The sequence below is a fragment of the Nitrosovibrio sp. Nv6 genome (assembly GCF_900110495.1).
Lineage (GTDB): Bacteria > Pseudomonadota > Gammaproteobacteria > Burkholderiales > Nitrosomonadaceae > Nitrosospira.
Genome location: NZ_FODX01000001.1, coordinates 410,121 through 431,178, shown reverse-complemented (window position 1 = coordinate 431,178; position 21,058 = coordinate 410,121). Strand labels below are relative to the sequence as shown.

General features: G+C 54.8%; 24 protein-coding genes. 21 read left to right on the top strand and 3 right to left on the bottom strand.

The genetic code is table 11. The annotated features are described in order from the left end of the window. Positions 1 to 46: 46 nt before the first annotated feature. The 5 genes from BMX66_RS02140 (at position 47) to BMX66_RS02120 (ending at position 4,917) form a co-directional block, all read left to right on the top strand. Positions 47 to 1,153 (top strand): NAD(P)-dependent alcohol dehydrogenase, encoded by a 1,107-nt coding sequence (locus BMX66_RS02140; RefSeq protein ID WP_090877920.1) that lies wholly within the window; start codon positions 47 to 49, stop codon positions 1,151 to 1,153. Positions 1,154 to 1,206: 53 nt separating this feature from the next. Next, positions 1,207 to 1,773 carry an NADPH-dependent FMN reductase gene (locus BMX66_RS02135; RefSeq protein ID WP_090877918.1) on the top strand — a complete coding sequence of 189 codons (567 nt, stop codon included), beginning with the start codon at positions 1,207 to 1,209 and terminating at the stop codon, positions 1,771 to 1,773. Between the two features lie 51 nt (positions 1,774 to 1,824). Beyond that, on the top strand, positions 1,825 to 2,259 hold the full coding sequence (locus tag BMX66_RS02130) for a hypothetical protein (RefSeq protein ID WP_090877916.1): 435 nt from the start codon (positions 1,825 to 1,827) through the stop codon (positions 2,257 to 2,259). 33 nt (positions 2,260 to 2,292) lie between these two features. Further along, a complete protein-coding gene (locus tag BMX66_RS02125) occupies positions 2,293 to 2,910 on the top strand; it encodes a hypothetical protein (RefSeq protein WP_255398837.1) in 618 nt (205 codons plus the stop codon). A 240-nt stretch (positions 2,911 to 3,150) separates the two neighbouring features. Beyond that, on the top strand, positions 3,151 to 4,917 hold the full coding sequence (locus tag BMX66_RS02120; RefSeq protein WP_090877912.1) for a thiamine pyrophosphate-requiring protein: 1,767 nt from the start codon (positions 3,151 to 3,153) through the stop codon (positions 4,915 to 4,917). A 154-nt stretch (positions 4,918 to 5,071) separates the two neighbouring features. Here the strand turns inward: BMX66_RS02120 and BMX66_RS02115 are convergent, their stop codons facing one another. Genes BMX66_RS02115 through BMX66_RS02105 form a run of 3 tightly spaced genes read right to left on the bottom strand, consistent with a single transcriptional unit; the run spans position 5,072 to position 7,615 of the window. Further along, positions 5,072 to 6,652, bottom strand: a complete 1,581-nt coding sequence (locus tag BMX66_RS02115) for an FAD-binding protein (protein ID WP_090877910.1) — start codon at positions 6,650 to 6,652, stop codon at positions 5,072 to 5,074. Positions 6,653 to 6,690: 38 nt separating this feature from the next. Next, positions 6,691 to 7,101, bottom strand: a complete 411-nt coding sequence (locus BMX66_RS02110) for a Bor/Iss family lipoprotein (RefSeq protein WP_090877908.1) — start codon at positions 7,099 to 7,101, stop codon at positions 6,691 to 6,693. Between the two features lie 25 nt (positions 7,102 to 7,126). Further along, positions 7,127 to 7,615 (bottom strand): hypothetical protein, encoded by a 489-nt coding sequence (locus BMX66_RS02105; RefSeq protein WP_143058178.1) that lies wholly within the window; start codon positions 7,613 to 7,615, stop codon positions 7,127 to 7,129. Between the two features lie 634 nt (positions 7,616 to 8,249). Between BMX66_RS02105 and BMX66_RS02100 the strand changes: the two genes are divergently transcribed. The 16 genes from BMX66_RS02100 to BMX66_RS02025 all read left to right on the top strand — a co-directional run bounded on the left by BMX66_RS02100 (position 8,250) and on the right by BMX66_RS02025 (position 20,880). After that, positions 8,250 to 8,636, top strand: a complete 387-nt coding sequence (locus tag BMX66_RS02100) for a hypothetical protein (protein WP_090877904.1) — start codon at positions 8,250 to 8,252, stop codon at positions 8,634 to 8,636. 191 nt (positions 8,637 to 8,827) lie between these two features. Further along, positions 8,828 to 9,079, top strand: a complete 252-nt coding sequence (locus tag BMX66_RS15255; RefSeq protein ID WP_143058177.1) for a hypothetical protein — start codon at positions 8,828 to 8,830, stop codon at positions 9,077 to 9,079. Beyond that, positions 9,076 to 9,639: a terminase small subunit-like protein gene (locus BMX66_RS02090; RefSeq protein WP_255398765.1), complete on the top strand. Its 564-nt coding sequence runs from the start codon at positions 9,076 to 9,078 to the stop codon at positions 9,637 to 9,639. The genes BMX66_RS15255 and BMX66_RS02090 overlap by 4 nt, the downstream gene beginning before the upstream one ends. Positions 9,640 to 9,663: 24 nt before the next feature. Next, positions 9,664 to 10,917, top strand: a complete 1,254-nt coding sequence (locus BMX66_RS02085) for a PBSX family phage terminase large subunit (protein WP_090877899.1) — start codon at positions 9,664 to 9,666, stop codon at positions 10,915 to 10,917. After that, entirely contained in the window at positions 10,914 to 12,683 is a 1,770-nt protein-coding gene (locus BMX66_RS02080; RefSeq protein WP_090877896.1) for a portal protein, read from the top strand. Before BMX66_RS02085 ends, BMX66_RS02080 begins: the two co-directional genes overlap by 4 nt. 254 nt (positions 12,684 to 12,937) lie before the next feature. Continuing rightward, on the top strand, positions 12,938 to 13,765 hold the full coding sequence (locus BMX66_RS02075) for a hypothetical protein (RefSeq protein WP_090877894.1): 828 nt from the start codon (positions 12,938 to 12,940) through the stop codon (positions 13,763 to 13,765). After that, positions 13,762 to 14,730, top strand: coding sequence for a hypothetical protein (locus BMX66_RS02070; protein WP_090877892.1), 969 nt, complete (start codon positions 13,762 to 13,764; stop codon positions 14,728 to 14,730). The genes BMX66_RS02075 and BMX66_RS02070 overlap by 4 nt, the downstream gene beginning before the upstream one ends. Before the next feature lie 151 nt (positions 14,731 to 14,881). Further along, a complete protein-coding gene (locus tag BMX66_RS02065) occupies positions 14,882 to 15,844 on the top strand; it encodes a hypothetical protein (protein ID WP_090877890.1) in 963 nt (320 codons plus the stop codon). An 11-nt stretch (positions 15,845 to 15,855) separates the two neighbouring features. Further along, the gene (locus BMX66_RS02060) at positions 15,856 to 17,127 is read left to right on the top strand and encodes a phage capsid family protein (RefSeq protein WP_090877888.1); all 1,272 of its coding nucleotides are present in this window, start codon (positions 15,856 to 15,858) and stop codon (positions 17,125 to 17,127) included. A gap of 74 nt (positions 17,128 to 17,201) precedes the next feature. After that, complete coding sequence (locus tag BMX66_RS02055) at positions 17,202 to 17,642, top strand: hypothetical protein (protein WP_090877886.1); 441 nt, start codon at positions 17,202 to 17,204, stop codon at positions 17,640 to 17,642. 60 nt (positions 17,643 to 17,702) lie between these two features. Then, on the top strand, positions 17,703 to 18,089 hold the full coding sequence (locus BMX66_RS02050; protein WP_090877884.1) for a hypothetical protein: 387 nt from the start codon (positions 17,703 to 17,705) through the stop codon (positions 18,087 to 18,089). Then, positions 18,089 to 18,421 (top strand): hypothetical protein, encoded by a 333-nt coding sequence (locus BMX66_RS02045; protein WP_090877882.1) that lies wholly within the window; start codon positions 18,089 to 18,091, stop codon positions 18,419 to 18,421. Before BMX66_RS02050 ends, BMX66_RS02045 begins: the two co-directional genes overlap by 1 nt. After that, positions 18,418 to 19,041 carry a phage adaptor protein gene (locus tag BMX66_RS02040; protein WP_090877880.1) on the top strand — a complete coding sequence of 208 codons (624 nt, stop codon included), beginning with the start codon at positions 18,418 to 18,420 and terminating at the stop codon, positions 19,039 to 19,041. Before BMX66_RS02045 ends, BMX66_RS02040 begins: the two co-directional genes overlap by 4 nt. A 14-nt stretch (positions 19,042 to 19,055) precedes the next feature. Further along, the gene (locus BMX66_RS02035; RefSeq protein WP_090877878.1) at positions 19,056 to 19,964 is read left to right on the top strand and encodes a hypothetical protein; all 909 of its coding nucleotides are present in this window, start codon (positions 19,056 to 19,058) and stop codon (positions 19,962 to 19,964) included. Next, the gene (locus BMX66_RS02030; protein ID WP_090877876.1) at positions 19,964 to 20,293 is read left to right on the top strand and encodes a hypothetical protein; all 330 of its coding nucleotides are present in this window, start codon (positions 19,964 to 19,966) and stop codon (positions 20,291 to 20,293) included. Before BMX66_RS02035 ends, BMX66_RS02030 begins: the two co-directional genes overlap by 1 nt. Next, entirely contained in the window at positions 20,284 to 20,880 is a 597-nt protein-coding gene (locus tag BMX66_RS02025; protein WP_090877874.1) for a hypothetical protein, read from the top strand. Before BMX66_RS02030 ends, BMX66_RS02025 begins: the two co-directional genes overlap by 10 nt. Positions 20,881 to 21,058: the final 178 nt, after the last annotated feature.

Below are 21,058 nucleotides of genomic sequence, written 5' to 3'. Positions count from 1 at the left end.
AAGACCATTTTTCGATGAGTAGTCCAATAAATATTGGAACCTGATGATGAGAGAAATCAAAGCGGCGACAATTCGACAGAAGGGCGGCCCATTCCAGATTGAAATACTCAATCTGAATGAACCGCTTCCCGATGAGGTGCTGGTGCGGGTAGTTGCGACTGGGATGTGCCACACCGACATGGTGGCGCGCGACCAACTCTACGACGTGCCTTTGCCTGTTGTACTCGGGCATGAAGGTTCTGGCGTGGTGGAGCAAACTGGCGGCAGCGTGAAGAAAGTGGCGGTAGGCGACCACGTCGTGCTGACCTATATGTGGTGCGGCCACTGCAAACCCTGCCTGCGCGGCGATCTGACCTATTGCGAAAATTTCTATCCGCTTAATTTCGGGGGCGCCCGTGAAGACGGGAGTACGGCCACCCGGGACACGAGTGGGCCAATTCATGATCATTTCTTTGGGCAATCCTCATTCGGCACCTATGCGCTTGCTCACGAGCGCAACGTGATCAAGGTGCCCAAGGATGTGCCGCTGGAACTGCTGGGCCCACTCGGCTGCGGCATTCAAACCGGTGCGGGGGCCGTGATGAACGCGCTGAAGGTCAAGCCCGGCAGCAGTTTCGCCGCGTTCGGCGGAGGTGCGGTGGGACTGAGCGCCGTGATGGCGGCGCGCGTGGCGGGGGCCGCCATTATTATTGCCGCGGACGTGGTGCCGTCCCGGCTCGAGCTGGCTAAAGAACTTGGGGCGACCCATACTGTGAACAGCAAAGAGACTGACCCTGTCGAAGCGGTTCGCCAGATTACCGGTGGCGGGGCCGATTTCACGCTTGAATCCAGCGGACGGCCAGCGGTGCTACGGCAGGCCATTGATGCGCTGGCAATCCGCGGGACCTGCGGCATTGTCGGCGCGCCCGCTCTCGGCACCGAGGCAGGTTTCGACGTGAATGGGGTGATGACGACGGGCAAGCGCATCATCGGAATTATCGAAGGCGACAGCATGCCGGATATCTTCATCCCCGCTCTTGTCGAGCTTTATAGACAGGGGCGTTTTCCGTTCGACAAGCTGGTGAAATTCTACAGCCTGGAACAGATCAACCAGGCGGCTGAAGACAGCGAGAAGGGCATTACCATTAAACCGATCATTCAACTCGCATCCTGAGTTTTTGCAGTTTTATTCGATTTGAAAGCAGAGTATTCAAATAAAGGAAAAATATGACTCTTAAACTTCATATTATCATCTGCAGTACGCGGCCGGGCCGCGTGGGGCCTCCTGTGGCCAAGTGGTTTCATGAGCTCGCAGTGCAGCATGAAAAGTTTGACGCGGTGCTGGTCGACCTCGCTGACTTCCATCTTCCGGTATACGATGAACCGGAGCATCCCATCCGGCAGAACTACCAGCACGCACATACGAAGAAGTGGGCCGCCAGCGTGAACGCGGCGGACGCCTACGTGTTCGTGACGCCTGAATACAATTTCGGGCCTCCGCCTTCCCTTTTGAATGCACTCAACTATGTTTACAAGGAATGGAACTACAAGCCCGCAGGGATCGTGAGTTATGGCGGAGTCTCGGGCGGCATGCGTTCAGCCTTCGTACAAAAACTCACGTTGACCACGCTGAAAATGATGCCAATGATGGAAGCTGTCTCGGTGCAGAATGTTTCTGGCCTCTTCGATGATAGCCAAAACTTCATGCCGGACGATCATCACCAAAATTCGGCCGTATCGTTGCTGAACGAGCTATACAAGTGGGCGGAGGCGTTGAAAACGATGAGGCAATGAACAACCCCGGCCTGACACTCTGATGGTCAATTTTTATCATCACGAGGTGAAATGCCCCGGATAGGTGCATTGCTCTCGTTGTCGCGCGAACATCACACCTCGCTGGTAATGGCGCGGGACGCACGACGCGCTGCCAGTAGTAATGACGCGGCCGTCTTGTCTGCTGCGGTTGAGCGCGTTGAGAGGCATTGGCATATGCTGTTGGCCGTGCACTTCGAACAGGAGGAACGGCTGATACAGGTCGCGAAGGGCACTCTCGATTCGGTATCGGTGGAACGTATTCTCACCGAGCACGCCGAGTTGCGGATGCTGGGGGCAGGTCCCTGCCAGCTTGAACCGGCAGAGCGCCTGCGCAGATTCGCCGATCTTCTCCGCGCACACGTACGGTACGAGGAACGCGCATTTTTTCCGCAGCTGCAGTCGCACCCCTGTGTTGCGAATACCGATACTCATACCCACACCGATGCCGCCGACGCCAATACGTGACGGTGGTCCAGCTTGATCCAACTTTTAAAGGAGATGCTTGTGAATTTTCCCGATTTTTATGATCAGGCTCCGGTGGTACGTACTCATGACCCGTTTGCGGCTATGCTTGGCGCAGCGCACGGAGGCGTTTTCGAATACCGCTATCTTGATGCGGTGCGGCTTGCGGGGCATTCCTGTCCCACTGTCGCAGGCGCCTTTCTGGTGGGACGTGCCGCGCTGGCAGCGCTTTATCCGGATGAACCCGCTGAGCGCGGCGCCATCGCCGTACATATGCCTGCGCCCGAAGACGAGGGTACGACGGGCGTCATGGCCCAGGTGCTGACGCTGCTGACGGGCGCCGCCGCTGAAAACGGCTTTCATGGCATCCAGGGGCGTTTCCGGCGCAAGGGGTTGCTCAGCTTTGCGGAGCGCCGCGAAGGAGACGCTATCACTTTCAAGCGCCTTGATAGCGGCGCGAGCGTGGCAGTGAAACTCGATGTTTCCTCCGTGCCGGGCGATCCTGCACAGGGACTACGTTTGATGGCTATCCTGCAGGATCGCGCGGACGATACGCAGCGCAGTGCGTTTGCCGATGCCTGGCAGGATCGTGTGCGGCGGCTACTGCTGGAGTTTGCCGACGATCCGCGCGTGGTAAGTGTTGCTCATATCTAATAGTTGAAGCGAAGCATATGCCTTCAAAAATATTTCCTTTCGCATGATGCCTGCATGGCAACCAAACCGCTGCCGCGTGATTCGGTTGTCCAAAAAATGAAGGCACTTCCACAGAATCTCCGGCTACAGGTTGGGTCGGCTATAAAAGTCTGTTTACGTACCTTACCGCACGGTAGTTCAGGACTGGGCGAGTAATACTTTGGTTTTTGGGGTAGCGTCCCATTAGCCAGGAGCCCGGTCATGAAAGAAAACGTCAGTGATTTTCTGGTCCGCCGTTTATCCGAATGGGGAATCAAGCGCATCTTCGGCCTTCCGGGTGACGGCATCAATGGCATTATGGGGGCGATAAATCGTGCTTCGGATAAGCTCGATTTCGTGCAGGTAAGGCACGAAGAGATGTCGGCATTCATGGCTTGCGCACATGCGAAATTCACCGGCGAAGTAGGCGTTTGTCTGGCGACTTCGGGGCCAGGTGCAATTCATCTGCTCAATGGTCTCTATGATGCGAAGCTAGACCACCAGCCCGTGGTTGCCATTGTCGGACAACAGAAACGTTCCGCACTGGGAGGGAGCTACCAGCAGGAAGTCGATCTCGTCTCACTATTCAAGGATGTGGCGCACGAATACGTGCATGTCGTGACTACGCCAGCGCAGGTTCGCCATGTCCTGGACCGCGCCATTCGAATCGCGCAGGTTGAGCGGAATGTCTGCTGCGTAATTGTACCCAACGACATTCAGGAAATGGATTTCGAAAAGCCGCCTCATGAGCACGGCACCGTACATTCGGGAACCGGATATACGGCGCCGCGGATCGTACCTCGGGCAGAGGATTTGCAACGGGCAGCGGACGTGCTTAACGCCGGCTCGAAAGTCGCTATCCTGGCTGGCGCCGGAGCATTGGACGCCACAAACGAGGTCATTCAGGTAGCCAATCTGCTCGGTGCCGGCATCGCGAAGGCTTTGCTGGGCAAAGCCGTTGTCCCCGACGACCTGCCATATGTAACCGGCGCCATTGGAATGCTGGGTACCAGGCCGAGCTACGAGATGATGACGTCATGCGATACGCTTTTGATGGTTGGATCCAGTTTCCCCTATTCAGAGTTTCTGCCGGAGGAAGGGAAGGCGCGCGGCGTACAAATTGACATTGACGGCCGAATGATCAGCATCCGCTATCCCATGGAAGTGAATCTTGTCGGGGACAGCGCGGAAACTTTGAAGCTACTGATTCCGCTATTGAAAAAGAAGGAAGACCGTACCTGGCGCAACCAGATAGAAAGCAATGTTGCGGAATGGTGGAAAACCATTGAAGCGCGCGCCATGAAACCGGCCAACCCTATCAATCCGCAGAGAGTATTCTGGGAACTGTCGCCGCGGCTTCCGGATAATTGCATCCTGACTGGCGATTCGGGTTCTTCGGCTTTCTGGTATGCGCGGGATCTGAAGATCCGTCAGGGTATGATGGCGTCGCTTTCGGGCGGGCTGGCCACTATGGGATCGGGAGTGCCCTATGCAATCGCAGCCAAATTTGCCTACCCGGACCGGGTGGTAATAGCCATGGTAGGGGATGGCGCGATGCAGATGAATGGCATGAATGAACTCATCACCATCGGAAAATATTGGCATGATTGGGGCGATCCGCGGCTTATCGTAATGGTTCTGAATAACCGCGATTTGAATATGGTGACGTGGGAACAGCGGGCAACAGAGGGAGACCCGAAATTCAACGAGGCACAAGACGTGCCCGACTTTCCTTACGCGGATTATGCAAAGCTGATCGGCTTGCACGGTATACGGGTCGACCGTCCCGAAGATCTTGGCAGCGCCTGGGATTTTGCGTTGAGCGCGGACCGACCGGTGGTGCTCGAGGCCTGCACCGATCCGGATGTACCCCCGCTGCCACCGCATGTCACCCTGGAACAAGCAAGGGCGTATGCATTGGCGGTCATGAAGGGCGATTCCGATTCGGCCGGTATTATAAGAGCCACGGTCAAGCAGATTTTTGCCTGATGGGGCAGTTGTCTCAGGGAATCAGGGAATCAGGGAATCAGGGAACCGGAGTTCTGCCGGTCACGCTCTACTGCTAATGACGCTCGGGTTCCATATCTTGCAATGACCTTCCCATTGGCTCTACATCTCGCCCGAACGCTATGGTTCCTGTTATTCAGTTTGCCAACCCTACGCTCACGGTGAAGTCGTTGTTGAAGATCCGGCGTACTGCCGCGCTTTCCAGCAGCGTCTCGCGACTGGTGAGCCATTGATCCACGGCGGCATCGCCGTAGCGGTCTCGCACGCGTTCCGGCGTAAGAAAAGAGTTGTATTTACCCCAGTGCAGGGTAAAAGGAATGCCGACTGCATCGAGCGCTTCCCAGACCCTGTTGAAGAATGCGCGAGTTTCAGGGGTATTTACCGCATCCATCTCCATAACCGCCGTGGTATCGAAGCGGGTGAATCCGAGCAGCGCTTTTGTGCCCTTGACGAAACGGTGCGAGAGTATAAGCGGCAGAACGCTGTTTGCCTCCTTATAAATCCCGAAGGCGATTTCCATTGCTTCTACCGCCCGCGAGACGGGCATGCCCACCCCGCAGGCCAGCGTCTTGCCCAGGGTCTTCTCGCCGCGGAAGAGGTCGCGGATGATCGCCGTCCTGAAATAGGGCGCGAACTCCTGATTCACCTGACTGTTCAGCAATGGCACGGCCAGCCAGTTCAAGGGACTGGGAATCCTGCCCACCAGCGCCCCCATGATATCCAGCCCCGATGCGCCGAGGCCCGGTTCGCCGGCATTCCATTCCGGAGCAACATAAGTGTCGGGATCATAACGAGTCTCGTACATGAGAAGAACAATAGCTTCGGCAGGCGGCGTACCTTCGTTGGGATTGAAGAAAATTTCGAAGTGGTAGGGATTGTCGCGGGATATGCCACTGGCCTTCGGCGGCAGAGGAATCAGCATGGGATCGCATGCAGTGATCGCCGCCTTGAGCGTGTCACCATAAGGGAATCTGAACCGGACAGCATTAAGGGCGAACAGGGTCCGCGTCTCGATCATGATGCCGTGTATGATCCCGAAGGAGCCGAAATTCACCAGTGCCGCGTTGAACAATGTGTCGTCCCGGATGAATTCGGCGCCTATGCTCTCTGCAAAGGCAGATTGCATGACAGGAGCGGACTTCCGTTCCAGATAGACGTGCTTGTCCGGTCCGGTGATGAGGTGCAATCCGACAACCATTTCCTGCATGGCGCCGAACAGGTAGGCGCCTCCATGGGTTCCCGTCGAAAGCGCACCGGCAATGGTCTGGCCGTTGTTGGAACCGCAGCCCTTGATCGATAGGCCGGCGGCAAAGAGATAGTCGTTGAGCGCCGCAACCGAGTTGCCGCATTCGACGAAGCGCAGCTTTGCGGAATCGCCGGAATAAGAGGGGTCAGCCAGTGCCTGCGGCACTTCGAATGCCAGTCGTAGTGCTGTGTTGTCGATGAGGCGGCCATCCGTGACAGCTACCGTACTCAATGACCACAAACTGCCGTGCGCCCGCAGCGACTTGTCATCGTCAAGGCAAGCCTGGATGATACCCTGCAATTCCCTGGTCGCGGCATTGTAGGTGTCCAAGGGCGGATTGGCGCCGCGGTCGATGCGAAAGGCGTATTCGCCCTCAAGGGTCTGCTTGAAAGACTCATGTCGTCCCGTTTCCACGGCTTGAAGCCTGAAGAAGCTTCGTCCGTTTGAGTTGCTTTCAGTCCCGTTTGGCATAATGGAGGCTCTCTTGATTTGTTTTGACTGACCTTGTTTCAAGACACGGCGCGCGACCGTTTACGCGGCACAGGAAGCACCCCCGGTCGTGTGGGAGGCGCCTTGCAGCGAAAACGTACCTCTGTCGGCATCCATAGACCCAGAGTGACGACGCCGGCAAGATCATGTGCAAGGGTACGATAGACAACGACGTCATTGATGCCCTGGCCGTGGCATTCGGCGGCAAAAACCTGGGGATCAAGCACCAGTCCCCAAAAGAATGCATGCATGGTCTTTTTCTGATATTCAGCAGCTTGTCCTTCGGGCTGGATAGGATCGGAATCCGGCACGGTGACCTGAAAACTGGCACAACCTGGCAGTACAAGAATGGCGGTCATACAAGCAGCAATACACCAGACACGAGCATTTTTCTTCACTAAATCGGAAGCAGTCATACCTGCGGTTATCATTGCCGCTCTCTCCTCATCGTGTCATTTACGGTGCATTGCGCCTTGAAGGCTTCGTCGTCGTGGTCGTCGTGTAGCTTTTTTGTTTCGGAATCTCGCCATTTATGGTGTACACAGGGCATGGCTGTGAATGAGCCGGGGCCGCCAGGGATCGCGTTGACGTAATTTTGATCGAACGCCGCGCCACTGCGCCTGCGCCTGGTTCAGTTGTTGCTTCGGTGGGGAGTTCGGGCGGGTCACAAACCACATAACCGTTGAATCTGTGGAGAGGTGTATCTCGTGGCATGTAACTGCCGGGATACTGGAACCCATACATGCTGTTGAATCCAGACATACCATTACCCTGCAGCGGCACAGGCACGACGATGAGCGGCCTGCCAAATGTGTTCGCATTTTGATGCCCGTTATGGTTGTTATGAGCGCCTCCTTGCCGCGCAAACTGATCATGAGTTGCCGGGGGATAAACGAACGGAGTGTCCTGAGTCATCTCCGTTTCGAAGCCGGACCGAATGTTCATATCTGGGGCGGTCAAATCCTGCGCTGGCGCTCGGCTTGAACATGCCAAATTAAACACGATGAGCAATGCGGAACTTTTGATCGCGAAATGTTGCATATAAAGGATTGGGGAGATATTGAAGTCCACTGGGGTATGAGTTTATCTACGGCTGTTCAGCAGCCTTATTTATAGCATCGTCAGGTAAAAAATCAATTTAAATAGGAATGATAAATCCTCATAAGACGTAGTGCGCTTCGCTCATTGTCGCCACCACTCACGTTACGTTTTCAATCGAGATCTAACGGAAAAATCCGGGACGCGATAAATTCGGACAGCTTTTTGGTTGCTACATTATTAGCAAAGCAATATCGAAAGTGGATAGTAACAAATAGCTGTAGCGAGCTGCAGGAACAAATAGCTTGACAACAGCCGGTAACGCTGTATAATCCGCATCCATATTGTGGATTTTCGTGCACGGACACAAAAACTAAAACCCCGCTGTAGCGGGTTACATCCACCCGCCCCGCGCGGGTTTTTTCTTACCCGCTTCTGGCGGGTTTTTTATTGCCCGCTGTTTTTGCAGTTTTTTATCCAAACCCGCCTCGTGCGGGTTTTTTTGTGCCCGCTCTCAGCGATTTTTTACAGGTGAACCCGGATGTTCAGCAGCCCAGCGATTACAGCGGCAATAATTGCCATTCTTGCTGCTCTTGCCTTCAGTGGCGGCTTCGCCGTTAGTGACTGGCGGTCAGCAGCGGAGATCGAGCGGTTGAATTCCAGTAATGCAGTGCTGTCGGCGGCAAACGACAAGTGCGCGGTAGATATTCAGTCCGTGCGCAAGGCAATGGATGCGCTGACGTCAACCTCGGCCAGGAGGGAAAAAAATGCTGCAATGGCAATGCGGAGTGCGACAGCAGTTGCAGCAAAGCACACAAAGCGTGCAAAGAAAATGCGCGCTCTTCCGCCAGTAGCGGCTGCGCATCAATGTGAGGTGATAGATCGGGAGCAGATCGAATATGTAAAAAGCCGGGATCACAATGAGTAAATTCCATCACGTTGTATTTGCTCCTGCTCGACAGGAATAACAGCGCACCATCCCGCATCTTGATTGACCCAATCGAATTATCTTTACTTATTCATTTCAGCTTGTTACTCAATAAACCCATGATGTACCTTATTAACTCAGTTCTGGTTTTGGTATTTGTAATTTTATTAACAGGTTGTGCTGGCAAACCGGTGATTCAGACGCAGGTGATCGAAAAAACAATTGCTGTCCCTTGCCTGGTGGAGACTCCACCCGAGTGCAAGTCCGCCTATGCGGTAGACCGCGTATCAATAAAGGACGATACCTTGACCATCAATAGGGCGCTGCGCGCCGAGATAGAGGAACGATGGGCATGCGAGGTCAAACTGCGTGCGGCATTAAAGGGATGCAACAAGGGGTTGCATAAAGGGAGCACGATAGATACTGAAAAAGCCGGATCATGAGTGAATTTGAACCTGAAGTGCTCCCGAATAAAACGGAGAAGAATCAGGAAGGCGCAGCATCATCAGGCAGGAGAAGAGGGGCTCCGACGATTAAAACGCCGGAATTGCTGGACGCAATATTCGCCGGCATATCGCTCGGCAGATCGGCTCGGGCAATGTGCGTCGAGGTCGGCATCAGCCAAAGGATTTTATGGTACTGGTTGACGAGTGATGAAGATCTCATGCGGCAGTATCTGCGCGCCAAGGAGCTTTGCGTTGACGCTTATGCTGAAGAAATCATCGAAATTTCCGACGACGGATCAAAAGATACCTATATCGATGAGAAGGGGCGGCAAGTGGTCGATCGGGAGGTTATTGCGCGCGCGCAATTGCGGATCGATGCGCGCAAATGGTATGCGGCAAGGCTTGCTCCACGAAAATACGGAGATAAATTGCCCGTCACGCATGAAGCGGTCGATACCAGGAAGCCGGTTGTTCACTGTGTCGAGGTGACTTTTGTCTCTTCAGCCGACACCGCCCATGCGGTCGATGCGGCTATTGCGGGGGAGGGCCTGTCATGATTCTCGTAAGTTCGGTGGAGCGTCATGGCTGCGCATAGGGCGGAATTTCCTGCGAAACTCCGGTTCCTGTTCGAACCCGCGCGATACAAGGTCTTGTACGGCGGGAGAGGGGGAGCAAAATCCTGGGGTGTGGCAAGGGCGTTATTGATCCAGGCAGCTGCAACGCCATTGCGCATCCTGTGCGCGAGAGAGTTTCAGAATTCTATCGTTGAATCCGTGCATCACCTGTTGCAGGCACAGATCGACGCGATCGGTCTGAGCTCTTTTTATGAAGTACAGAGCAGCATGATCCGCGGAGCCAATGGCTCCGAATTCATATTTGCCGGGCTGCGCAATAACGTTACGAAGATCAAGTCGTTCGAAGGCGTCGATCGGGTCTGGGTGGAAGAAGCCCAGACTGTGAGCAAATCCAGTTGGGATACGCTTGTTCCGACTATCCGAAAAGAGGGATCGGAAATATGGGTTACCTACAACCCCGAGCTGGAAACCGACGAGACGCATCAGCGATTTGTTGTCAACCCTCCGGCCGACGCCGTAGTGGTAAAGATCAACTGGAATGACAACCCGTGGTTTCCCTATACGTTGCAACGGGAAAAGGATGAATTGAAAATCCGTGACCCGGATGCATATCAGAACGTCTGGGAAGGAAACTGCAGGGTAACACTGGATGGAGCGGTCTACGCCAAAGAACTCAGGCTCGCCCAGGAAGAAGGGCGAATTGCAAGTGCGCCATATGATGCGACAAAGCAGGTGCATACCTTTTTTGATCTGGGTTGGGCTGATAACACCAGCATATGGTTTGCCCAAACGGTGGGAAACGAACTCAGATTGATCGATTATTACAGCAATAACCAGATGCCCATCCAACATTACATCACCGTGCTCCAAAACAAGGGATACATATATGGTACAGACTGGTTACCTCATGATGCAAAAGCGAAAACGCTGGCAACCGGCCGCAGTGTTGAAGAAATCATGCTCGCGGCCGGGCGGAAGGTGAGGGTCGTGCCGAATCTTTCCATTGCTGACGGAATCAATGCGGCGCGAACGATCTTCAATCGCTGCTATTTCGATGAACAGAAATGTGCCGAGGGGTTGCAGAGCCTGAGGCATTATCGATTCGATGTTGACCCTGAATCCAGGCAATTCAGTGGCAGGCCACTGCACGATTACCACAGCCACGCCGCGGATGCCTTCAGGTATTTTGCTGTGTCTGTGGAGGATGACAAACCGGCTGCCAGTGCGCGCGGTATCAGTATAAAGGGCTGGCGGGCATGATCGGGGCCGCGATCACCGCGGATATATCGGTTGAAGCCTACGACAGAATCTGCCGCGATATACGCGATCAACCCAAGTGGCGCATTGATTCGGATACCGATTGCGATTACTACGATGGCGCTCAGACGAGCACCGAGGTAATCCAGCGGCTGAAGGACGCGGGTATTCCCCCGCAGGAATCGAACCTGATCAAGTCGACGATCAACGCTGTGCTGGGGCTGGAGGCGCGCACCCGAACAGATTATAAAGTTACCTCGGACGACGAAAGCCAGGCCGAGATAGCCGAGGGCCTGTCGGCCCGCATTAAAGAGGCCGAGACCGAATCCAGGGCGGATCGGGCGATGTCGGATGCCTACTCCAGCATGATCCGCGCGGGCATTGGATGGGTTGAGGTCTCGCGCGAATTCGATACGCTGAAATATCCGTATCGCGTGCGACAAGTACACCGTAACGAGATTTTCTGGGACTGGACAGCAAGAGAGCCGGATTTGTCGGATGCGCGCTATCTGAGGCGCGATAAGTGGGTGGATCGCGTACAGGCGTCGCTTATGTTGCCGGATAAGGCCGAGCTCATCCAGAACAGCTGGTCAGGATGGAGCAATCTGGACGTATACGATGGGACCGACACCGGCATGGCCAGAGCCTACGAAATTGAGCAGGCGTGGGGCCGCAGCCACGAGGATTATTTGAACCGGAATTCGGGCATGGTCCGGCTGTCGGAATTATGGTATCGGCATCTCGAGGGTGGGTATGTGCTGGAGCTGCCGAATGGCAAAGCGATCGAATACCGCGAGGACAATCCATACCATCAGGCGGCGGTAGCGCAAGGGCTCGTGCAGGTGCAGAAATCGCTGCTCACGCGAATGCGCGTTTCGATCTGGCTGGGCCCGCATAAATTGATGGATGTGCCAAGTCCGCTGCCGCACGCGGATTTTCCTTATGTTCCATTCTGGTGTTTTCGCAAGGACCGGAGTAGAGCGCCTTATGGATTGGTTCGCGACATGAGGGGACCCCAGGATCAGATTATCGACCTGGATATTCTGTTGTACGAAGTCCTGAACTCGGTAAAAGTCGAGGTGGATAATGATGCGCTCGATCTTAGCCAAAACTCGTATCAGGAGGTCGCGCAGAATATCAGCAGCCTTCGATCGATGACTGTCCTCAATGCCCAGCGCAGGAATGCCGGCGGATTCAAAGTGACGCGCGAGCATCAACTCGCCGCGCAAGTGTTCCAGTTGGTGCAGGAGCGAAAGCGGAGAATCGAAGAAGTGGGCGGCATATACAGGGCCATGCTCGGGGCCGATACCACGGCAACCAGCGGCATAGCCATCAATAGCCTGGTAGAGCAGGGTTCTACCGTTCTGGCGGAGCCTAACGATAATTTCCGTTATGCGAGGCGAATGGTCGGGCAGCAGCTTCTGGCATTAATCAAGCAAGACATGCTGGGCACGCCGACAGCCGTGGCTGTCAAGCACGGCGCGGGGCAGAAGATCGTGTACTTCAACCGCTCCGTAATGACGGATGCCGGACCGGCGGTGGAGAACGACCTGGCAACCGCGCAGGTCAAGGTTGTGCTGGAGGACATTCCTGCCACACCCAGCTTCCGGGCACAGCAGTTGCATGCGTTCACGCAGATCGTACAGGCGGCGCCGCCGGCTTATCAGGCAGTTCTATATCCAGCCATGCTGGAATTATCCGACGTGCCGAACCGGCATGAGCTGGCGGAGCAGTTGCGTAAGCTGGGCGGCGGAGGGGAGTCGGATTAGCAGGGTTCAGCAAATGCGGCAACAATTCCAGGGTGCGATATAGCCATGGGCTCAAGCAATAGTCGTGTTGAAATTAGAGCCGGCGAAAGCGCAACAGGGTTACCGGGAATGCAAGTAATACCTGAGTTCAGGGGGTTCAAACCAGAATCCGCTCACTCTCATGCCCGGCGCAATACGCTTTGCTTATTGCGCCCTCATGTATAGTCAAAATGAGCCGCCTGCGAGCGGTTTTACATTTATTAAGGGGTATTAAAATGATTCGTCTTTTATATGATACCACTATTGGTGGTATCCGCCATGGCAAGGGCAGCGTCATAAATCTCGATCGGGCACTCGAGCTTGATTTGTTGGCAAAAGGCAACGCCGATCGGGGAACAGGAGTATTTTCAAGAGACTCAAAAGGCAATATCGTCGGGCTGGAAGCAGACGAAGGCACTATTCCGCTTGCGCTTTCGTACACATGGAATACTCGTCCGAATGCGTATACCACCGCTGCCGGGACAATAATTAATATACGGGACGTAGGTGGAGAAGCAGGGTCGCTTTGGAAGGCGACTGCGGCGGGATGGGTACCGCTTAATGGCACAGTTAAACTTGCCTCCAAATGGGGTTCTGTCGCCTCTCCTGTTGCGAGCATTATGGGTTCAACGGGAGGGTTATTCGTAATAAACGGCGGTGCTGGATCGCTGGTTGTTCCGGCTACAATGCTGATACCCGGGCGTAGCATTCTGCGGGTAAGAGCCCTGATTCACCGGCGAGGCGCTAACGCGACGGCTATCGTGAGAATCTATCTTGGCACGGCCGGGACATCATCCGACGGGATGATATTTTCTATATCACTTGCTGCTACAGATACGCTGCAAACTCGGCCTGATATAGAGCTTGCCGCCATCACTTCCAGTTCAATGACTTCTACTGATTGGCTGACACCAGGCAACAACGGTTCCCCTGGCGTGATTCGGGCAGTATCCACAAATATCAACACCGAGGCGGCCATGACGATATCGTTCAGCATCATCTCGGCGAATACGTTGGACTCGTTTGATTTAATTGGTTATTCAGTCGTACTGGAATCGCTATGAGTTTTTTACTTGGCATCAATCTTACTCCCATAGCACCGTTTCCCGCTACTCATGAAAACTGGATGATGCCGGATGGGCATGACGCACTTTTACACATACCATATTACGCTCGGTGTCTGGATGATACCGACGGGGTTTTGTATATGACGTACTGGAAAACGCTCGAAACCGCGCAGGGAGTTTATGACTTTAGCACGATCACGAATGCCCTGGATTATGTGGCAGGAAGAGGCAAAAAACTCATCGTCAGGACTTTCTATAAGAGCTTCTCGAGCGCACACGCAAAGCCGCTGCCGAGTTACATCCTGGATGACCATGTGACGTATGGCGGCTCGGCGACAAGCGGCGGGCTGTGGGTTAACTCGTTCGGGGGTTATTCACCTAGATTCAATAACCCTGCAGTAATGGCGCGTTTCAAGGCGCTAATCACAGCAATGGCCGACGAATTTGGCGGCCATCCTGCATTGCAAGGAATTGCGCCGGATGAGTCCGCATGGGGTTTTGGTGCGCTGTGGGGAACATCGGCAACAGAAGGTTTGACAGCGGCGCAAGTTCGGAACGCGCACAGAGAAATATGCTTGCATATTCAGATCTGCTTTCCGGGCAAGGAAATTTATCCCTTTTACAGTTATTGTGACGGAAGCCCAGACGCAGATGTAATAGCGGAATTGAAATGGTCAATATCTCAAGGCATGTGCGCCGGGATTACGGATACACACCGACTCCCCGGTATGATCAGAGGTATTCAGCCGGTATCTTCCGCCTTCCCTGTGCCCGCCAAAACCGTGATGTGTGTGGATTTCATGAGTACCGGCGACGATGATTCAGGTTTGACGGAGCGGTATCTGGAGAATGCGCGTACGACCGCGCTACGCGGCGCAGATATAACAGTATGGTATGCGCGGGGCGGAGCAACCAGCAATTATTGGGCAGCAGCCAAAAATGCAATGGCTATTATCGGATAAGAGCACTTAAAAATCAACGCACTAAGCCGCCCCTGTAACATTGGCGGCTTTTTTAATGATTTCATGTAACACGCGCTAACGGCGATACCGCAGTTTTCATTAACCCGCGAAAGCGGCGCGCTCACTGCGTTAAGAAGTGGAGATGAAGGCAATGGAAGTAGATCAGCTTACGGATGAACAAATTGCAAATCTTACACCAGAACAAATCGAGATACTGGAAAGCGATCCGGGCAAGCTTGCTGAAATTCTAGGCACACGGGAAGCACCGGAGCAAGGGGCTCATGAAGAACCCGGACAAGAAGTGGAAGACAGCGCGCTCAGTGAAGCGAGTAGCGGGGCGGGAGAAGATGAGCCGGTCGTTCTGAACAAGAGCGGCAAGGGGACTATTCCCTACAAGAAACACAAGGAACTGCGGGTGGAGAACTCGGCGCTGCGCGAGCAACTACAGTCCGCGCACAGCAAACTCGAAGAACTTCTGAAACAGAAGGAGGATGCGAAGGGCGCGGATATTACCGTGGCCGACGATGCTATCAAAGCACACCTGGAGGTTCTGAAGGAAGATATGCCTGATCTTCATCAGGTAATCAGTGCCGTTCTTGAGGGAAGCCGGAAGCAGGGCGAGAAGCTGGAACAAACGCTGCAGGAACTGAAACGCGAAAAGGAGGAATCAGATCGCGCGGGTCAGCTGAGCGTTGCCGAGCAAATTGCCGAGGCGAAAGACAATAACCCCGATCTGGTGCAGTGGGAAAGCAACGACCCGGAAGCCTGGGATGAAGCACTGAAGCAGGACGAGATTCTGAGAACCAGTACTAAATGGTCTGGAAAGCCTTATCCGGACAGGTTTGAAGAAGTTGTCCGCCGCGTCAGGGCGATTATGCCGGAAGCCTCTACTCCAAAAAAAACCACCGATCCGGAAAAGATAAAAGCCGATGCGAAAGCTAAGCTCGAGACTGCCCCGGTGAGGAAGCCCGTAACCCTATCGGATATTCAAGGTGGAGCAAACCCAGCCTCTGAACGTGAGCAACTTGAGAACTTGAGCCCCTTTGAACTGGCTCAGAAGTTGATGAAGATGCCCACGCACCAGGCGGCAGCCTTGAGAGCCGAACTTGATTAAGGATTTTTTAAATGGCTGAAACAAATGTAGCAACCGGCAGTTCACTGGCCGTCAAGCATTATAGCGCAGCGCTCTTTGCCAATACGCTCAAAGGATCAACTGCCATCGACAGTCTTGTCGGACCGGTTGAACCTTCCGCCGCGATGCAGAAAATGGCAGGGCAGACAAATCCCGGCATGCCCGTCGTCCGCATCGACAACCTGATGAAGAGCGCCGGCGATGTTGTGTCGCTCGACCTGGTCGATACTGTCGGTGGCGAACCGCTGATGGGTGACGTAAACCGTGAAGGCCGTGGCAGCGCTCTCTCGTTTTCTTCGATGGAAATCAAGATCGATCTATCCAGCAAGGTCATTGACGCGGGTGGAAGCATGTCTCAGCAGCGCACCAAGCATCAATTGCGGGAAATCGCACTGGCGCAATTGTCGGGCTATTTTCCTCGCCTGGATGCGCAGGAAACGCTGGTACACCTTGCCGGTGCGCGGGGCTCCCAGATGGGATCGGACTGGACGATACCAACGCAGGCTGCTTCGAGCTTCGCTTCGATCATGGTCAATCCGGTCAAGGCGCCGACCTATAACCGCCATTTTGTGGTGAATGGTGCAAGTCTTACGCCCGGAGGCCAGCAGCTGGGGTCCATTGTCTCCACAGACGCCCTGCGTCTGTCGCACCTGGATCTCCTGCGCAAGAGGCTGGACGATATGGATCAGCCCCTGCAATCCGTGAAGCTTGCGGGAGACAGGGCGGCACAGACATCGAAGATGTGGGTGTTCCTCGCAACTCCCAATCAGTATTCAATACTGTTGACGGAGGGTTCGCTCCGCGCATTCCAACAGAATGCGATCAATCGCGCAGCGTATTTCGATAGCCGTCACCCGCTGTTTGCCGGTGAGGTCGGAATGTGGAACGGCATTCTGGTGATCAAGAACGAGCGGGCCATTCGATTCACGCCCAGCGAAAGCACGAAGATTGTTACCGCAGCGAATGCCGCAACCGCGGCCGAGACAGATCAAGCCGTGAATTCGGCTTTGACTGCCGGTTATGCCGTGGAGCGCGGCCTTTTGCTTGGCGCGCAGGCTCTGGGCGTAGCCTATGGCAAAACCAATGTCAGCGGCATGCAGTTCGGCTGGAAGGAACATTGGTACAACTTCGAGAGCAACCTGGAAGTGATGGGTGAAAAGGTTTGCGGCAAGGCGAAAACCCGTTTCTCGATCGATGACGGAACCGGCTCCAAGGTGCCTACGGACTTTGGTGTTATCGCGGTGGATTCGGCCGTACCACTTTAATCCGCTTTAATCAATCCAGCAGAGCGGGGCTTTCGAGTCCCGCTTCAGTCCGTTAATCTTTAGGGAGTTTATCAATGGCTACTTTTAACGCAGCAGATTTGAATAGCAAAGCCATGCCGATGGGCGGCTATGGCAATGCCGCCATGGTTTACGGAACGGTGATGCCGTCTTCCGGCGCCCTGGCAAGCGTTTATCGCCCTGTCAGAATACCAGCAGGTATGACTGTTACGGGTCTTCGGGTTCACAACGCAGACCTGGATACCGGTGGGACGTCCTTTGCCGTCAAGATCGGTTACACGCCAGTCAATCCGGAGGACGGTCCGGCTGGGGATGACGATTATTTTTCGGCTCCTGTCACCCATCTATCCGTCGCCGGGCTCAACGATTACCGATTCGATCCCATCAAGTTCGAGAAAGATGTGTATGTGGATCTGACGGTAACCGTAGCGGCCACAGTATTTGCCACTGGCAAGATCACCGCCATCGTTACTGGGGAAGCAACAGGCGTCAAATAAGGAGTAAGCAAGAGACCACTGGGCGATTCTCCGGAGTCGCCCTTTTTTTTGGGATTTGATATGCCACAAGTTAAATACGTTGCCGCCGGTATCAAGACTGACAGCATAAACGGCATAGGACTCCGCTGGGAGCCTGGGCAGGTACGAAACGTCAGTGCCGAAGTCGCTGAACGGCTGCTGGTCTATTCCGATACCTGGATAAGCGGACAGGAGTGGCAGGAGGGGAAGGGCGAGGAACCCCTTAATGCTGAACCCATCGGTCTGGCAGAAGCAGAAAAGCCGGCTGAAGAACCTTTGCCGGTAATCGACTTCCATGCAATGGACAAAGATACGTTGGTCAAGTATGCCGAGCGTCACTATAACGAACGGCTGGACAAGCGCCAGAACGAAGAAACATTGCGGCACAAAGTGATCGACCTGTTTTCCAGACACGAGATGGCCGACTAATGCCTTTCACTTATCAGTCGATCATCGATCTGGCGCGCATTCCGCTTAACGATGAAGACGAGGCGCGGTATTCCAACGAAATGTTGCTGTCGTTTGCCAACCAGGGAGTATTGCGCCTTCTCAAGCATCGCCCTGATTTGTTTATCGGGCAGTTTGGCAGTATGCCGAATGGGGAAAAGTTACTCGCCGATACTTTCCCGCTACCCGCCTGTCATGTGCAGACCGTTGCGGATTACGTCACGGCCAGAGCCGAAATGACCGATGATGAGCATGTCAATTCCGGACGCGCGGCAGCATTCATGCAATTGTTCAGCTCGGAGGCGCAACCATGACGATCTGGAGCGATTTCTATGATTTGGTTATACCCGACTTGCCTGGTTGCACGTTCAGCGCTGCCGATAGCGCGCTGCGCCAATCTGCAATCGCATTTTGTGAACAGTCACTGGCGTGGCGGGTCGCGCACCCCGACGTTCCGGTTGTGGCTGGTATCGCCGGATACGCCTTTGCGCCGCCAGAGGGAACGGTCGTGCATGCGGTCACTTTTGCGGCACTGGATGGCGAAGAAATAGCGCCATATATGGGTGGGATCGGCGTCTCCGCCCAAAACCGGCGCGACTGGATTAGCGCCCCGCAATATATTGTGGATGACGCAGCATCCATCACACTGGTACCGCGACCCGGCGCTGCTGCAATATTAATCATGACGGTGGCGCTGAAACCGTCGCCTGCCAGCATCGGTATAGATGAGGCATTGTTCAACGAATACCGCGAGGCGATCGTTCACGGCGCCCTGGCGCGGCTGATGCTGTCACCTAAAAAGCCTTACACCAGTGCGCAGCTTGCGGCCTATCACCAGCAGCAGTTCTCGATCAAAACAGCGGCCGCGGGTTTGCGGGCGGCGAGAAGCCACACCAGAGCACCATTAAGAACATCCATCATGAGCCGAAGATAGGCAAGAGGTAAAACATGGGACTCAAGTTCTCCAATTTCGGCAAAGCCATCGTCAGTTCCGCCCCAAGCGGGACAAGCGGATTGAGCTTCACGGTTGAAGCCGGGAAAGGAATTCTCTTCCCGGTGCTTGGCGCCGGCGATTATTTCTACGGAATCTTCAAGGATGCTTCCGGTAACCGTGAAATTGTAAAGGTCGAGGCGCGCAGCGCCGATAGTCTCACCATTGCAGCAGGGGGACGCGGACTGGACGGGACAACACCGCGCACCTGGGCGGCTGGAGATCATTTCGTAGCCGGCGTGACCAGTGTTGCCTTGCAGGAGTCGCTTTCGAATGCGAACCTCATGGCGCTGGGCAGGCTCTCGCCATCCGCCGATAAGTTGCCGTATTTCACCGGTGCAGGCGCAGCGGCGCTATCGGATCTGAGTTCGTTTAGCCGAACATTGCTGGACGATGCGGATGCAGCGGCAGCGCGAGCAACGCTGGGCATTCCCGCTGCAATTGCAGCTCTCATTCCGCCGGGTACGGTCATGTCATTTTTTCAGGCTGCCGCGCCGGTTGGCTGGACTCAGGTAACCAACCATAACAACAAGGCGATTCGGGTTGTGGGGGGCGCGGGCGGAGGTTCCGGTGGCTCGGTCGCATTTACGACCGCGTTTGCATCGCAAGCTGTTACGGGATCGAACAGTGCGACGACGCTAACGACCGCACAATTGCCGTCGCACAACCATCAAATTTATATCGGGAATGGGACACCGGGTACGCCTCCACGACCAGATTACACTAATTTAGATGGAAATAATGCCACGGCCTTGGCAGCCACGGAATATCAGGGCGGTGGTGCCGCGCACAATCATATGTTCACCGGCACTCCTATTAACCTGGCGGTGCAGTACATAGACATGATTATAGCGAGCAAAGACTGATGAAAACACGCATAGCAGAATGTCCGCTTGGCGCAAAATGCGAAGAGCTCAAGGTGGAGGAGGGACAACCCGCGCTTTACCGGTGTCCGTGGTACGTGCAGGTCCATGGCGTTGACTCCAATACCGGCCAAGAAACCGGCACCTGGGGCTGCGCCATCGCCTGGATGCCAACCCTCATGATCAACACCGCCAATGAGTCGCGCAAAGGTGCTGCAGCTACCGAGTCGTTCCGCAATGAGATGGTGAAGCAGGGAGCGCAGACGCAACAAGCGCTGATCGTCGCTGCGCAACGGACGCTGCTGCAACGGGGGAATCGGGCATGCGAGTAACGATTATCAGAGACGATGGCGTTGTCGGCGTTGGTGGAATATTCAGGCCGGTTGACCTGTCGGCGCTGCCTGCAGGCATCCGCGCTGTCCAATGGAATGGCGTCAGCGGGCACATCGAGTATGACGAAGCGGCGAACACTGTACTGGATAGCATAGCGGATTTTCAGGAATTCATACACCTGTGGACTGCCGCCGAGCCGCAGGCGATTGCCCCTATCCCAGTCGGCCAATCAGCAGCCGGGCAGATGAAAGCAGCCGCGATAGCGCGCATCAATGCTTCCTATCGGGCCGCGGTGAAGGCCATGACGGCAGGCTACCCCGAGGACGAGATCAACAGCTGGCCGAAACAGGAAACGGAAGCCCGTGCCTGGCTACAGGATTCGAATGCCCATACCCCATGGATTGATGGTGCAGCCGCAGAACGCGGCATGAGCAAGGCTGAGCTGGTTGACAGAATTATCGCTAATGCCGCTCTGTTTGCACCAATGCATGGGCAGCTCACGGGCAAGCGGCAGAAACTGTGCGATGAGATTGCCGCCCTCGGCAATACCCCAGCTCAGCAGCAGCTGGATGCGATCCAATGGTAAATCCGGGATGAATACTTTATGTAATTTATCAGGTATCCCAGCTAAGACGCGGCTTTACCGCGTTTTTTATTATGTTCCCAACCAGATATCGGCTAATTGCAATTGGCGAGATGCGGCGATAACCAAATGATGGGTCCGTTTCCTCCACCCTATCCTACTTAAAACGTTATTTTTTCGG